The sequence below is a fragment of the Mycobacterium sp. genome (assembly GCF_035499775.1).
Classification (GTDB): domain Bacteria; phylum Actinomycetota; class Actinomycetes; order Mycobacteriales; family Mycobacteriaceae; genus Mycobacterium.
In genome coordinates, this window is record NZ_DATJYB010000602.1 from 1 (window position 1) to 12294 (window position 12294).

At 64.7% G+C, this 12294-nt stretch carries 15 protein-coding genes, 3 tRNA genes and 1 pseudogene; 4 read left to right on the forward strand and 15 right to left on the reverse strand.

Annotated elements, in window-relative coordinates; translation table 11 throughout:
• The 11 genes and pseudogenes from VML93_RS36330 to VML93_RS36380 form a co-directional block, all read right to left on the reverse strand.
• Positions 1-372, reverse strand: a pseudogene (locus tag VML93_RS36330) (50S ribosomal protein L1); the annotation flags it as partial.
• An 83-nt stretch (positions 373-455) separates the two neighbouring features.
• Positions 456-887, reverse strand: coding sequence for a 50S ribosomal protein L11 (rplK, locus tag VML93_RS36335; RefSeq protein ID WP_325618380.1), 432 nt, complete (start codon positions 885-887; stop codon positions 456-458).
• A 52-nt stretch (positions 888-939) separates the two neighbouring features.
• A complete protein-coding gene (nusG, locus tag VML93_RS36340; protein WP_325618382.1) occupies positions 940-1653 on the reverse strand; it encodes a transcription termination/antitermination protein NusG in 714 nt (237 codons plus the stop codon).
• Between the two features lie 31 nt (positions 1654-1684).
• Positions 1685-2170, reverse strand: coding sequence for a preprotein translocase subunit SecE (secE, locus tag VML93_RS36345; protein ID WP_325618384.1), 486 nt, complete (start codon positions 2168-2170; stop codon positions 1685-1687).
• A 101-nt stretch (positions 2171-2271) separates the two neighbouring features.
• Positions 2272-2344: transfer RNA gene (locus VML93_RS36350), tRNA-Trp, on the reverse strand.
• A gap of 172 nt (positions 2345-2516) precedes the next feature.
• Positions 2517-3017, reverse strand: a complete 501-nt coding sequence (gene hadC / locus VML93_RS36355; RefSeq protein WP_325618386.1) for a (3R)-hydroxyacyl-ACP dehydratase subunit HadC — start codon at positions 3015-3017, stop codon at positions 2517-2519.
• 3 nt (positions 3018-3020) lie between these two features.
• Entirely contained in the window at positions 3021-3449 is a 429-nt protein-coding gene (gene hadB, locus VML93_RS36360) for a (3R)-hydroxyacyl-ACP dehydratase subunit HadB (RefSeq protein WP_325618388.1), read from the reverse strand.
• Positions 3436-3915 carry a (3R)-hydroxyacyl-ACP dehydratase subunit HadA gene (gene hadA / locus VML93_RS36365; protein WP_325618390.1) on the reverse strand — a complete coding sequence of 160 codons (480 nt, stop codon included), beginning with the start codon at positions 3913-3915 and terminating at the stop codon, positions 3436-3438. Before hadA ends, hadB begins: the two co-directional genes overlap by 14 nt.
• 46 nt (positions 3916-3961) lie before the next feature.
• The gene (gene rpmG / locus VML93_RS36370; RefSeq protein WP_067231004.1) at positions 3962-4129 is read right to left on the reverse strand and encodes a 50S ribosomal protein L33; all 168 of its coding nucleotides are present in this window, start codon (positions 4127-4129) and stop codon (positions 3962-3964) included.
• Between the two features lie 44 nt (positions 4130-4173).
• Positions 4174-4247 (reverse strand) — tRNA-Met (locus VML93_RS36375).
• 52 nt (positions 4248-4299) lie between these two features.
• Positions 4300-4372 (reverse strand) — tRNA-Thr (locus VML93_RS36380).
• Positions 4373-4535: 163 nt separating this feature from the next.
• Here VML93_RS36380 and VML93_RS36385 point away from each other — a divergent pair.
• The 3 genes from VML93_RS36385 (at position 4536) to VML93_RS36395 (ending at position 6947) form a co-directional block, all read left to right on the forward strand.
• Positions 4536-5252 (forward strand): MBL fold metallo-hydrolase, encoded by a 717-nt coding sequence (locus VML93_RS36385; RefSeq protein WP_325618395.1) that lies wholly within the window; start codon positions 4536-4538, stop codon positions 5250-5252.
• 82 nt (positions 5253-5334) lie between these two features.
• A complete protein-coding gene (locus VML93_RS36390; protein ID WP_325618397.1) occupies positions 5335-6168 on the forward strand; it encodes a hypothetical protein in 834 nt (277 codons plus the stop codon).
• 83 nt (positions 6169-6251) lie between these two features.
• Entirely contained in the window at positions 6252-6947 is a 696-nt protein-coding gene (locus VML93_RS36395) for a crotonase/enoyl-CoA hydratase family protein (RefSeq protein WP_325618399.1), read from the forward strand.
• On the opposite strand, the gene VML93_RS36400 is transcribed toward VML93_RS36395, so the two are convergent.
• From VML93_RS36400 to VML93_RS36415, 4 genes are all read right to left on the reverse strand, one after another.
• Positions 6944-7951, reverse strand: coding sequence for a patatin-like phospholipase family protein (locus VML93_RS36400; RefSeq protein ID WP_325618402.1), 1008 nt, complete (start codon positions 7949-7951; stop codon positions 6944-6946). The two genes, VML93_RS36395 and VML93_RS36400, sit on opposite strands and share 4 nt — an antisense overlap.
• A gap of 3 nt (positions 7952-7954) precedes the next feature.
• Positions 7955-8422, reverse strand: coding sequence for a cyanase (gene cynS, locus VML93_RS36405; RefSeq protein WP_325618404.1), 468 nt, complete (start codon positions 8420-8422; stop codon positions 7955-7957).
• Positions 8423-8553: 131 nt separating this feature from the next.
• Positions 8554-9300, reverse strand: a complete 747-nt coding sequence (locus tag VML93_RS36410; protein ID WP_325618406.1) for a class I SAM-dependent methyltransferase — start codon at positions 9298-9300, stop codon at positions 8554-8556.
• A 5-nt stretch (positions 9301-9305) separates the two neighbouring features.
• Positions 9306-9821 carry a nitroreductase family protein gene (locus VML93_RS36415; RefSeq protein WP_325618408.1) on the reverse strand — a complete coding sequence of 172 codons (516 nt, stop codon included), beginning with the start codon at positions 9819-9821 and terminating at the stop codon, positions 9306-9308.
• A gap of 70 nt (positions 9822-9891) precedes the next feature.
• Between VML93_RS36415 and recC the strand changes: the two genes are divergently transcribed.
• Positions 9892-12294, forward strand: a 2403-nt coding sequence (recC, locus tag VML93_RS36420; protein ID WP_325618410.1) for an exodeoxyribonuclease V subunit gamma, incomplete at its 3' end; no start/stop codon positions are given.

The following is a 12294-nucleotide window of genomic DNA, read 5'->3' on the forward strand; positions in this document are numbered from 1 at the left end:
GACCTTGGCCATCTGGTCGGGCGTGGCGATCGCGGCGTCGAAGTCCAGGAAGCCGCCCTGGATCTTTTCGATCAGGTCGTCGCTGCCGACGATATCGGCGCCGGCGGCCTGGGCCTGCTCGGCTTTCTCGCCGACGGCGAATACCGCGACCCGGGCGGTCTTACCGGTGCCGTGCGGCAGGTTGACCGTGCCACGGACCATCTGGTCTGCCTTACGGGGATCTACGCCGAGCCGGATCGCCACCTCGACGGTCGCGTCCTGCTTGGTCGACCCCGTCTCTTTGGCGAGCTTGGCCGCCTGCAGCGGGGTGTAGAGGCTGGCGCGGTCCACCTTCTCGGCGGCGGCGCGGTATGCCTTGCTGGTCTTGCTCATTTGCTTGTCCAATCTGATGTTGGGTCGTGGTTACCAAACGGGCCGGAGCTGGCCCTCCCACGTCTGATTTGTGCGGGGCGTAACTATTCGACGGTGATGCCCATCGAGCGGGCGGTACCGGCGATGATCTTGGCCGCAGCGTCGATGTCGTTGGCGTTGAGGTCGGCCTTCTTGGTCTCGGCGATTTCGCGGACCTGATCCCAGCTGACCTTGGCGACCTTGGTCTTGTGCGGTTCGGCCGAACCCTTGGGCACGCCCGCGGCCTTGAGCAGCAGCTTGGCGGCCGGCGGCGTCTTCAGCGCGAACGTGAAGCTGCGGTCCTCGTAGACCGTGATCTCCACCGGGATGACGTTGCCGCGCTGGTTCTCCGTCGCGGCGTTGTACGCCTTGCAAAACTCCATGATGTTGACGCCGTGCTGACCGAGCGCGGGGCCGACCGGCGGCGCGGGATTGGCCTGGCCGGCCACGATCTGGAGCTTGATCAGCCCGGTGACTTTCTTCTTCTTCGGGGGCATGGGGTGTCGATGTTCCTTCCTGGTTCAAGCCTGGTTTTGGGTGCTGCGCGGGCTAGATCTTGGAGACCTGGCCGAAGGTCAGTTCCACCGGTGTCTCACGGCCGAAGATCGACACCAGCACCTTGAGCTTCTGCTGCTCGGCGTTGACCTCGCTGATGGTGGCCGGCAACGTCGCGAACGGTCCGTCCATGACGGTCACCGATTCGCCGACCTCGTAGTCGACCTCGACGACCGGACGTTCCAGGCCGCCCGCCTCGGCGACGGCGGCGGTGCTGGTCGCGCCCTTGGCGGCCTTCTTCGTCGCTCCCGGCGGCAGCAGGAACTTCACCACGTCGTCCAGCGCCAGAGCCGACGGACGGGACGTCGCACCGACGAACCCGGTCACGCCGGGCGTGTTGCGCACCGCGGACCACGAGTCGTCGGTCAGATCCATGCGCACCAGAATGTAGCCGGGCAGCACCTTGCGATTGACCTGCTTGCGCTGACCGTTCTTGATCTCGGTGACCTCTTCGGTGGGCACCTCCACCTGGAAGATGTAGTCGCCCACGTCAAGGTTCTGCACCCGGGTCTCCAAGTTGGCTTTGACCTTGTTCTCGTACCCCGCGTAGGAGTGGATGACATACCAGTCGCCAGGTTTGCTGCGCAGGTCTGCCTTCAGCGCCGCGGCAGGATCGACCTCTTCAGCCGGAGCCTCGGCGACCTTTTCGGTGGCCTCCTGCAGGTCCACCGCGTCACCCGCGGACGTGTCACCGTCGAAGGTAGTCACGGTTTGCAGTCCTCTCTATCACTCTCAAGCCTCAGGTGCCGAACACCAGTAGCACCAGCTTGGCCAGGCCGAAATCCGCCAGCCCGACCAGCGCCACCATGAAGGCCAGAAACACCAGCACCACCGAGGTGTAGGTGAGCATCTGTTTGCGGCTCGGCCAGATCACCTTCCGCATCTCGGCAACTACCTGCTTCAGGTAGTTGTAGACGAAGATAATCGGGTTAGCGGAACTGGCGCCCGCTTTCTTTGACTTCTTAGCCTTCGTGGTTTTCTGGGCCGTCTTGGCCTTACCGGATTTCTTGGTCTTTTCCTCTTTGGTGACCTCGACCTCGGTCGACGACTCCTTCTCGTCGACCTCTGTGTCGGCCACCTTCTGACGAGTCCGCTTGCCGGTGGGGCGTTGCGGCCGCGCCACGGGTTTTGTCACCAGCGCCGTGCGGCCACCGCTTCGGCCGGCTTCCTGAGTCTCGCCGCCGTCGCTTGCGGCGTCGTCGGCAGCGTCGCCCTCGTCGCTCACCGCATGCTCCTTTGTTCGCTAGCTATCCCCGGGCCGTCCCGATCCGATCGGTCCGATCGGGCACTCCACCCAGTGTCCACCATGTCATGTCTCGCCGTCAGCAGGGGCGACAGGACTTGAACCTGCAACCTGCGGTTTTGGAGACCGCTGCTCTGCCAGTTGAGCTACGCCCCTTCGCGGTTGGCAGGACGGACTCAGTCCGGCCCGACCCACCCTCGGTGTGCCGGGGCTCACACGACACGCGCGCCTTCCGCTCGTTCGACTGACGGAAAGCGCGCAGATGCTGGGAAAACCCCGAGGCCCGAGTGTACTAGATACCGCGTAACCGCAGGAAATCCGCGACGAATTACGCGGTTCTGACGACCTGCCCCGTTTCCTTGTCCCATCTGAGCTGGATGGAGTTGTCCCCCTCGTGGCCCATCAGGGTGGTGTAGGCCTGCAGGACCACGTCGCCATCCTGGTTGGTGCAGGTGTTCTTGGTTACGACGATGTCGGCGCCGAAACGCTCGTCCACCGAATGGATGTCCATGCGGGCGAAGAGTGTGTCCCCGACGCAGATCGGCTTGAAATACACGAACTTTTGGTCGACCTGGACGATCTGCAGGGTCTCCATGCCCACATCGACATTCCGGAAGAAATCGTCCTGGACGAGTTTCGCCAGGATCGACACGAAGGTTATCGGCGCAACGAGGCTGTCGTAGCCCAGTTCGGCGGCCGCCTCCTCGTCGAAGCAGGCCCGATCGTCGCACTTGACCGATCTCGCGAATCCGCGAACCTGCTCCCGGCCGACCACGAAGTGTTCCGGATACTCAAAGGACATCCCGCGGATGTCGGTCTTGAGAGCCATCCGCTACGCCAACTTCGCCGACGCGACGGCCCGTCCGAAGATCTTCTTGCCACCGGTGGTCGCGGTGAGCGCGATGGTCACCGACTTGCTGTCCGGGTCGACCGACTTCACCCGGCCGGTGAACACGAGCTCGGCGCCCTTGCCGTCGTTGGGCACCGGGACCACCGCGGTGAACCGCACGTTGTACTCGGTGACCGCGCCCGGGTCGCCGACCCACGAGGTCACATAGCCGCCACCGAGCCCCATGGTCAGCATGCCGTGCGCGATCGCGGTGTCCAGCCCGACGACCTTGGCGATCTCGTCATCCCAGTGGATCGGGTTCAAGTCGCCCGACACCCCCGCGTAGTTCACCAGATCCTGGCGAGTCAGCGGGTAGACCCGCTCGGGAAGCTGGTCACCAACCTTGACCGAACTGAACTCACGCAGAGCCATCAGAAAATCCCTCTTCTCCGTCATCACCGGCACGGCCCGCCAGGGTCGTGTAGGTCTCCTGCACAATCTCGCCCGCATCGTTGGTGATGATGTTCTTGGTCACGATGATCTCGGTGCCGTGCGCCTCACGCACCGAATCCACGTACACGTCGCAGTAGAGCTTGTCGCCCGCCACGATTGGCTTCGCGAACTTCAGCACCTGGTCGACCTGAACGATCTGAGCGTCCTGGATCGCGATGTTCGCATTTTGAAAGAACGCTGTCTGAGCCTTGTAGCCGAACACGCAGATAAACGTCAGCGGGGCCAGCAACCCGTCATAGCCGAGTTCGGCGGCCGCTTCTTCCGTGAAAAACGCGGCGTCGTCGTTTTGCACGGCCACCGCGTGTTCGCGGATCTTCTCCCGCTCCACCAGGTAATGGTCGGGGTAGCGGAAATGCATCCCGACGACCCGTTCGCTCAACGCCACGGTTCTAGAACCTACCTAGTCAGTCTGAGTGAGTGCTCGCGATTGACTACCGTGTCTCGCGGTGCGGCTGGTGCTTGCCGCAATTGCGGCAGAACTTCTTCAGCTCCATCCGGTCGGGGTCGTTGCGCCGGTTCTTCTTGGTGATGTAGTTACGGTGCTTGCACACCTCGCATGCCAAAGTGATTTTCGGCCGCACGTCGGTACTGGAAGCCATGTCCGTTTCTCTCTCAGGTCTCTCACGCGTTCGTTGTTGTGTTGTAGCGATGGCCGGACTCGAACCGGCGACCTAACGATTATGAGTCGTTCGCTCTAACCGACTGAGCTACATCGCCTCGGGCCACCCCGCTTAGGGGTCGGGGCCGCCTGCCAGCTCGGCGTCCTCCGAGCCCCCTAACGGAATCGAACCGTTGACCTTTTCCTTACCATGGAAACGCTCTACCGACTGAGCTAAGGGGGCCGTTCACCCGTAGCGACCAGTCGTGCCGCGGGCCTAAAAGAGGGTACAGCTTGGCGCTTAACGGCACCAAACCAACAGGGACGACACCTCCGCACCGCACAGCTACCGGCCCCGCAATGCGCCCGAAATGGTGAGTCGATTGCCCAGGTCATAGTCTGGTCAGGTGTCAGATTCGGACCGACTGTACTTCCGTCAGCTGCTTTCCGGTCGCGATTTCGCGCCGGGCGACATGATAGCGGTGCAGATGCGCAATTTCGCCTATCTGATCGGGGACCGTCAGACTGGCGACTGTGTGGTGGTCGATCCGGCATACGCCGCCGGTGATCTGGTCGACGCGCTGGAGGCGGACGGCATGCATCTGTCCGGGGTACTGGTGACTCATCATCACCCCGACCATGTGGGTGGGTCGATGATGGGTTTTCAGCTCAAGGGCCTGGCCGAATTGCTGGACCGCCAAGCTGTCCCGGTGCACGTGAACGTCAATGAGGCACTTTGGGTTTCGCGGGTCACCGGGATCGGCCTCGGCGATCTCACCACGCATGAGAACCACGACAAGGTCAGCATCGGCGACATCGAGATCGAGCTGCTGCACACTCCCGGTCACACGCCCGGCAGCCAGTGCTTTCTGCTCGACGGGCGGCTGGTCGCCGGCGACACCTTGTTCCTGGAAGGCTGCGGCCGCACCGATTTTCCCGGTGGTGACTCCGACGAGATGTACCGCAGTCTGCAGAAGCTCGCCCAGCTTCCGGGTGACCCGACCATCTTTCCCGGGCACTGGTATTCGGCCGAGCCCAGTGCGTCACTGTCGGAAGTCAAGCGTTCCAACTATGTGTATCGCCCTGCGAACCTCGATCAGTGGCGGATGTTGATGGGCATGTGAGAGACCCGAAAGGCGTCTCAACCAGCGCTTCAGCGAAACTTCGGACCGCAGGAAACTGTGGTATAAGCGGAAGGTGGATTCAATGGGGTGGGTCCAGGGCAGCTGGCAGGGTGCCACGGAATTTGGGTCCAGTGCCTGGCTGGTGTGGTCCGTGTGGGCGGCGCTCGCGCTTGGCGTCGTCGCGCTCTTGTTCACGAACCACCAGATCCAGCGCAACCGCCAGTTGGCCGTTGAGCAGATCCGGCCCCATGTCGCCATGCTGATGGAACCGCATGTCACCGACTGGCACGTGATCGAAGTGGTGGTCCGGAATTTCGGTCGCACCGCCGCCTATGACATCCGGTTCTCGTTTCCGACCGCACCCACCGTCGCGGCATACGAGAACGCCTCCGACGGATACGCCGATGTCGTCGAACTGCAGCTCCCCCGCGAATTGCCATCGCTGGCCCCCGGCCAGGAATGGCGGATGGTGTGGGATTCGGCGCTCGACCGCGCCGAAATCGGGAATGCCATCGAGTCCCGGTTCGCCGGGTCGGTGATCTACTACGACCGTCCCGAGCAGCCGAAGGGATGGCGGTTCTGGCAGCGCGCGCGCAAACCGCTCGAGACCAAGGTGGTGCTGGACTGGGACGCCCTCCCGCCCGTCCAGCGCATCGAGTTGATGACGACCCACGATCTGGCGAAGCGGGAGAAGCAGAAACTGGAACTGCTGCGCAGCCTGCTGACCTATTTCCACTACGCAAGCAAGGAAACGCGTCCCGAGGTGTTCCGCAGCGAGATCGCGCGGATCAACGGCGCAGTGCAGGAAACGCAGGACCGGTGGCGCATCCGGCAACTCGATTCGCCCACCGATGTCAGCCTTCGCTGGGGTGACGCCGAAGACGAACTGGGCAAACACAGCAACCAGAGGGTGTGATGGTGGCTCCGCGGCATCCAGTAGATACCGCGGCAACCCGAATCTGATTCAATCGACGGGCTGTCCTTATCGAAGGAGTAACCATGAGCGGCCCGGTCACCTACAGCCACGACGAGTCCATCGCGCTCATCCGGATGGACGACGGCAAAGTCAACGTGTTGGGGCCGACCATGCAGCAGGCCCTCAACGAAGCGATCGACCAGGCCGACGCCGATGACGTCGGCGCGCTGGTGATCACCGGCAATCAGCGGGTGTTCAGCGGCGGCTTCGACTTGAAAGTCCTCACCGGGGGCGAGGCGCAACCGGCGATCGACATGCTCCGCGGCGGCTTCGAGCTGTCGTATCGGCTGCTGTCATACCCCAAGCCGGTGGTGATGGCCTGTACCGGCCATGCCATCGCCATGGGAGCCTTCCTGCTGTCCTCCGGCGACCACCGGGTGGCCGCGCACGCGTACAACATTCAGGCCAACGAAGTCGCGATCGGCATGACCATTCCCTACGCGGCCATGGAGGTCCTGAAGCTGCGGCTGACCCGGTCGGCGTATCAGCAGGCCGCCGGGCTGGCCAAGACATTTTTCGGCGAAACCGCGCTCGCCGCAGGCTTTATCGACGAGATCGTGATGCCCGAGATGGTGCTGAGCCGCGCCGAGGAGGCGGCACGGGAATTCGCCGGCCTCAACCAGCAGGCACACGCCGCCACCAAGTTGCGCGCCCGCGCCGACGCGCTGAAAGCCATCCGCGCCGGGATCGAGGGGATCGAAGCCGAGTTCGGTCTCTAGTTGAACTGGCGGAACCGCTCGAGGTATTCGACCCAGTTCCAGGTCGACAGGAACTCCTTCGCCGCGGCATAGCCTTTGGCGTACAGCGCTTCAGCGTCTTTTCTGGCGATGCCGAAATCCAGAAAGTTGACCGACGTCGAATCCACCCGGATCGCCCGCGCGCTGACCCAGGGCTGGTTCAGATAGGTCTGATCGTGGCCGACGAACATGGTGGTAATCAGCTGCTCCAGCAGAACCGACGGCGGGCCCAGCAGGCGCAGCGCGCCGACCCCGGGGATCAGCTGGTCGTTACCTTCGGGAAGGTTGGGCACCACCGTGACGCCGAAAGTCGGCCAGCGCGGCGGTTTGCCGTCGAACCGGTCGAACGAGTCGATCGGGAAGTTCGACAGCACGCCGCCGTCAACCAGGGTGGAGGTGACCCCGGCGGCGCTGGTCAGGCTGACCGGCCGGAAGTAGAACGGGATTGACATCGAGGCGCGGACCGCGTCGGCCACCGGTTGGTCGTCGGGATCAAGACCGTAGACCCGCCGATAATCCCAGGGCAGTCGCACCAGCTGGCCCGTCGTCACATCGGTGACGGTGACCGCGAGCCGATAGCGGCGCCCTGCGGGAATTTGTTTGTCAGTGAGGGCCAGATCCCCAAAAGTGCTCACCCCCAGGTTCTTCAGCTCGCTGCGGACCCAGTCGTGGGCGAAGTCGCCACGGTACATGCCGGTCTCGCGCAGCAGTCCCCACGCACGACCGACGAAGGGCAGATGCCCGACGGGATCGCGGAACTTTGGATACGGCAGGGTCAGCGCGAGTTCCTTGATCTGTTCGGTCGTCAACTGGTCGCCGTTGGATGCGGCAGCCAGGATCGACCCGACCAGTGAGCCGGCAGAGACGCCGGACACCCGCTTGACCGAATATCCGGCATCCATGATGGCGACCACGGCGCCGACCAGGCCGACGCCTTTCACACCGCCGCCCGAAAGCACGAGATCCACCGGTTTCTTAGCAGCCATTGTTCAGCTTTCAGCCGAAACCCAGTCGTAGGCGAGGAATTTCCCGTCGAACGTCACCACGATGCGGTCGCCCGACGGATGCGGCTTCTTCTGCAGATCGACGCTGAAGTTGATCGCGCTCATGATGCCGTCGCCGAACTGCTCGTGGATCAGTTCCTTTAGCGCGCCGCCATAGACCTGAAGCGCTTCGTAAAAGCGGTAGATCGTCGGGTCGGTAGGCACCGCAGTGGGCAGCCCGCCGCGCATGGGCGGCGTCGCGAGCACCGGCACCGCCGACTCGTCGAGATCCAGCATTTCGACCAAGACCTTGCCGAGTTCGGCGGGAATCGGGTGCTGGCCGAGCAACGCCGACGTGGTCCAGACGACCGGCTTTCCGATGGCATCGGCGAGCTCCTGCCAGCTCAGCCCTTTGGCCAGGCGGGCAACCACGATCTGTTCGGTGATCTCGTTTCTGTTCATGACCCCAAGCATGCACGCCGGGCGGACATACGTTGCGACGCCAGCGGCGCAACGAGACAGTATCCAGGGCTAGCCGCCGCCGGGTTTGCACACTCTCAGTGCAGTCTCGATGCCCCGAATACAGTCTCGGCGCCACCGAAAGCTCACTTCGGTTTCGTCGCACTCACCAAGCGCGTGGAAAACCACGGGCCGCCGTACCACATGCGCCATCCCAGGTTGCGGCGCCGCACATTTCGCCAGCCCAGCTCCTGCAAACGCGCGGCATGTTGACGGGTCTCCCACAAATCCCCGATCGCCAGCCGGCCCCCCGGCCGCAGCACGCGAACCGCTTCGTCGAGTGCCTTGCGGCGTCCGGCGCGGGTCGGAATGTTGTGGATGGCCAGGTTGCTGACGACCACGTCGACGCTCTCGTCGGCCAACGGCAGCGCAGTCATGTCGGCGGTGTGCACCTCGATGCGATCGGAGACGTCTTCCAGCGCCGCATTGGCCAAAGTGGCCTGCTGGGAGTTGCCGGTCTGATCGGCCTGCCATAGATCGACGCCGATCGCCCGGCCCCGCGGCAGCCGCTTGGCGGCGGCGAGCAATACCGCGCCGCGCCCGCAACCCATGTCCAGGACCGTTTCGTCGCCGCTCAGCCGCAGATCGTCCAGAACCCGTCCCCACACAACGAACTTGCCCGACCGTGTCGCATAGATGTACCAGGCCGCCGTCGCGATCAGGTCGACACCGAGCGCCCCCGTCAGCGCCGCCGCAAGCCGATTGCCGCGTGACAGGCTGACACCCGCTGTCACCAGCAGGGCAGCAGAACCGGCCGCGACGGTCGCCAACTGCGTCCGCCCCGAGACGGTGTGGAAAGACCCGTCGTATCCGTAGTCGCCTCTGCGGGTCACGTGATTCACCACCGTCCGTGGTGGACGACTTCGGAGAAGGGCCGCCGATCCGGTTTGCGGATCGGGCGCAGCGGTCGATCGGCTGGATATCCGATGCCGAGCATGAAAGCCACCAAATAGCCGTCGGGAACGCCAAGGATGGCCCGCGCCTTGTCTTGATCCCCGACGGACGAATGGCCGGTACCGATCCCCAGGTCGGTGGCCGCGATCATCATCGCCATCGTCGCCTGACCGACGTCGTATTGGTCTACCACCTTCCGGCGCTCGTCCGGCGGCTCCGGCACGACCATGGCGATCGCGGCCGGGGCGCCGGCGATGTGACCGGCGCCTCGCCACACCGTGGATAGCTCCTGCAGCTGAGTTCGGTCGGTGACGATGACAAAGTCCCACGGCTGGCGGTTGCTCGCAGACGGTGCGCGCCACCCGGCCTCGACGATCCGGTTCAAGTCGTCGTCGGACACCGGCTTCGGCTTGTACTGCCGTACATTGCGTCGGGCACAGATCGCATCCCAGGTTTCCATCGCATCCCTCCCTCGCCCTCGCTGACCATGCTGCCACCGTTGTCGGTGGGGCGGTCTATGGTGGCCCGCAATGGCGCTTCATCTCCATCGTGCCGAGCGCACCGATCTGCTTGCCGACGGCCTCGGTGCCCTGCTGGCCAAACCCCTGCCCGACCCGTTCGCCGAGGAGCTGGTCCTGGTCCCGGCGCGCGGCGTCGAACGCTGGCTGAGCCAGCGGCTTTCGCACATCCTCGGCCGCCGTGCCGACAGCGGCGACGGTGTGTGCGCGGGTGTGTCGTTTCGCAATCCGCAATCGCTGATCGCAGAAATAACCGGAACGACGGACGACGACCCGTGGTCACCGGATGCCATGACGTGGCCGCTGCTGGAGGTGATCGACTGCTCACTGGACGAGCCGTGGTGTCGAACGCTGGCAAAACATCTGGGCCACTTCGATATCGGGGCCGAGGCCGATTTGCGTCGCGGGCGACGGTATTCGGTGGCCCGCCGCCTGGCCGGGATGTTCGCCTCCTACGCCCGGCAGCGTCCGCGGCTGCTCGCCGACTGGCTGGACGGCAATCCGGGCGACCTCGATACCGACCTGGCCTGGCAACCCGAATTGTGGCGCGCATTGGTCTCCGTCATCGCCGCCGATCCTCCGCACGTCCGTCACGAAGAAACGATTGCCCGGCTGCGCGAGGGGCCGGCAGACCTGCCGTTGCGGCTGTCGCTGTTCGGTCACACCCGGTTGGCGGTCACCGACATCGAGTTGCTCGACGCGGTCGCCGCCCACCACGACCTCCACCTGTGGCTGCCGCACCCCAGCGACGAGTTGTGGCGGGGGCTGGCCGGCAGGCACGGCGCGGTGCCGAGGCGCGAGGACACCAGCCATCGGGAAGTCCACCATCCGCTGCTGGCGACCCTCGGTCGGGATCTCCGCGAACTGCAACGAAACCTTCCCGCAGATCCGGCGACCGACGAGGCGCTGAAGTCCGCCGATCGACCCGACACGCTGCTCGGCTGGCTGCAGGCGGACCTGGCCGCCAACGCGGTCCGGCGCGCAGGCCGCGAGCTGTCGGCCGATGACCGGTCGATACAGGTGCACAGCTGTCACGGTCCGGCCCGCCAGGTCGATGTGCTGCGCGAGGTGTTACTCGGCCTGCTGACCGACGACCCGACGCTGGAGCCGCGCGACATCCTGGTGATGTGCCCCGACATCGAGACGTACGCGCCGCTGATCGTCGCGGACTTCGGGCTGGGCGACGTGGTGCACGGTGTGCATCCCGCACATCGGCTTCGGGTTCGGCTCGCCGATCGCTCACTGCTGCAAACCAATCCGCTGCTCGGCGTGGCGTCGCAACTGCTGATGTTGGCCGGCAGCAGGGTCACCGCCAGTGAGGTGCTCAACCTCGCCCAGGCCACCCCGGTGCGTGCCCGGTTCGGATTCGACGACGACGATCTGGAGAACATCACCCGGTGGGTCCGGCAGTCGAATATTCGGTGGGGCTTCGACCAGGAGCACCGTGCACCCTACGGCGTCGACTTCATCCACAACACTTGGCAATTCGGCATCGATCGAGTGTTGGCCGGCGTTGCGATGTCCGAAACATCGCACGCCTGGATCGATTCCACGTTGCCCCTCGACGACGTCGGTAGCAATCGGGTCGAGTTGGCGGGCCAATTCGCCGAATACATCGACCGGCTGCGGCGAGTGGTCGACTCGCTCACCGGGACCCGTCCGCTGCGCGAGTGGTTGGCCGCACTGGCCGACGGCATCGCCCTGGTGACTCGGGTCGACGATAACGACACCTGGCAGACCAGCCAGGTGGAGCGCGAATTCGGCGAAATACTCCGCACCGCCGGTCCGCGGGCGGAGACCCCGCTGCGGTTGCCCGACGTGCGCGCGCTGCTACAAAGGCACCTCGCCGGACGCCCTACCCGGGCCAACTTCCGCACCGGCACACTGACCGTGTGCACGATGGTGCCGATGCGTTCGGTCCCGCACCGGGTGGTCTGCCTGGTCGGGCTCGATGACGGCGTGTTTCCGCGCACCGGTGTCGTCGACGGTGACGATGTGCTGGCCCGTCGTCCGTTGACCGGTGAGCGCGACATCCGTTCTGAGGACCGGCAATTGCTGCTCGACGCCATCTGCGCGGCCGCCGACCATCTGGTCATCACCTACACCGGCGCCAACGAATACTCGGGTCAGCGCAGACCGCCCGCCGTGCCGCTGGCCGAACTGCTCGACGCCGTGGACATGACGACGAGCGAGCGGGTTCGCTCTCGCATCGTCGTCGAGCATCCCTTGCAGCCGTTCGACGTTCGCAACGTGGAACGCGGAAAGCTGGTGCCCGGTGTGCCGTTCAGCTTCGATCCGACCGTGCTGCGGGCAGCCCGGAGCGCCACCGGCGAACGCGCCGAGCAGCCGAAGTTCATCAGCGAACCGCTGCCGCCCCAAAGCCCGGATGATCCAGACGATGTCGTCCTCGCCGAT

Coding starts and splice junctions, on each gene's coding strand:
- rpmG (WP_067231004.1), bottom strand. CDS start 4,129: ATGGCTTCCAGTACCGACGTGCGGCCGAAAATCACTTTGGCATGCGAG.
- VML93_RS36395 (WP_325618399.1), top strand. CDS start 6,252: ATGAGCGGCCCGGTCACCTACAGCCACGACGAGTCCATCGCGCTCATC.
- rplK (WP_325618380.1), bottom strand. CDS start 887: ATGCCCCCGAAGAAGAAGAAAGTCACCGGGCTGATCAAGCTCCAGATC.
- VML93_RS36390 (WP_325618397.1), top strand. CDS start 5,335: ATGGGGTGGGTCCAGGGCAGCTGGCAGGGTGCCACGGAATTTGGGTCC.
- VML93_RS36415 (WP_325618408.1), bottom strand. CDS start 9,821: ATGGAAACCTGGGATGCGATCTGTGCCCGACGCAATGTACGGCAGTAC.
- VML93_RS36400 (WP_325618402.1), bottom strand. CDS start 7,951: ATGGCTGCTAAGAAACCGGTGGATCTCGTGCTTTCGGGCGGCGGTGTG.
- cynS (WP_325618404.1), bottom strand. CDS start 8,422: ATGCTTGGGGTCATGAACAGAAACGAGATCACCGAACAGATCGTGGTT.
- hadC (WP_325618386.1), bottom strand. CDS start 3,017: ATGGCTCTCAAGACCGACATCCGCGGGATGTCCTTTGAGTATCCGGAA.
- hadB (WP_325618388.1), bottom strand. CDS start 3,449: ATGGCTCTGCGTGAGTTCAGTTCGGTCAAGGTTGGTGACCAGCTTCCC.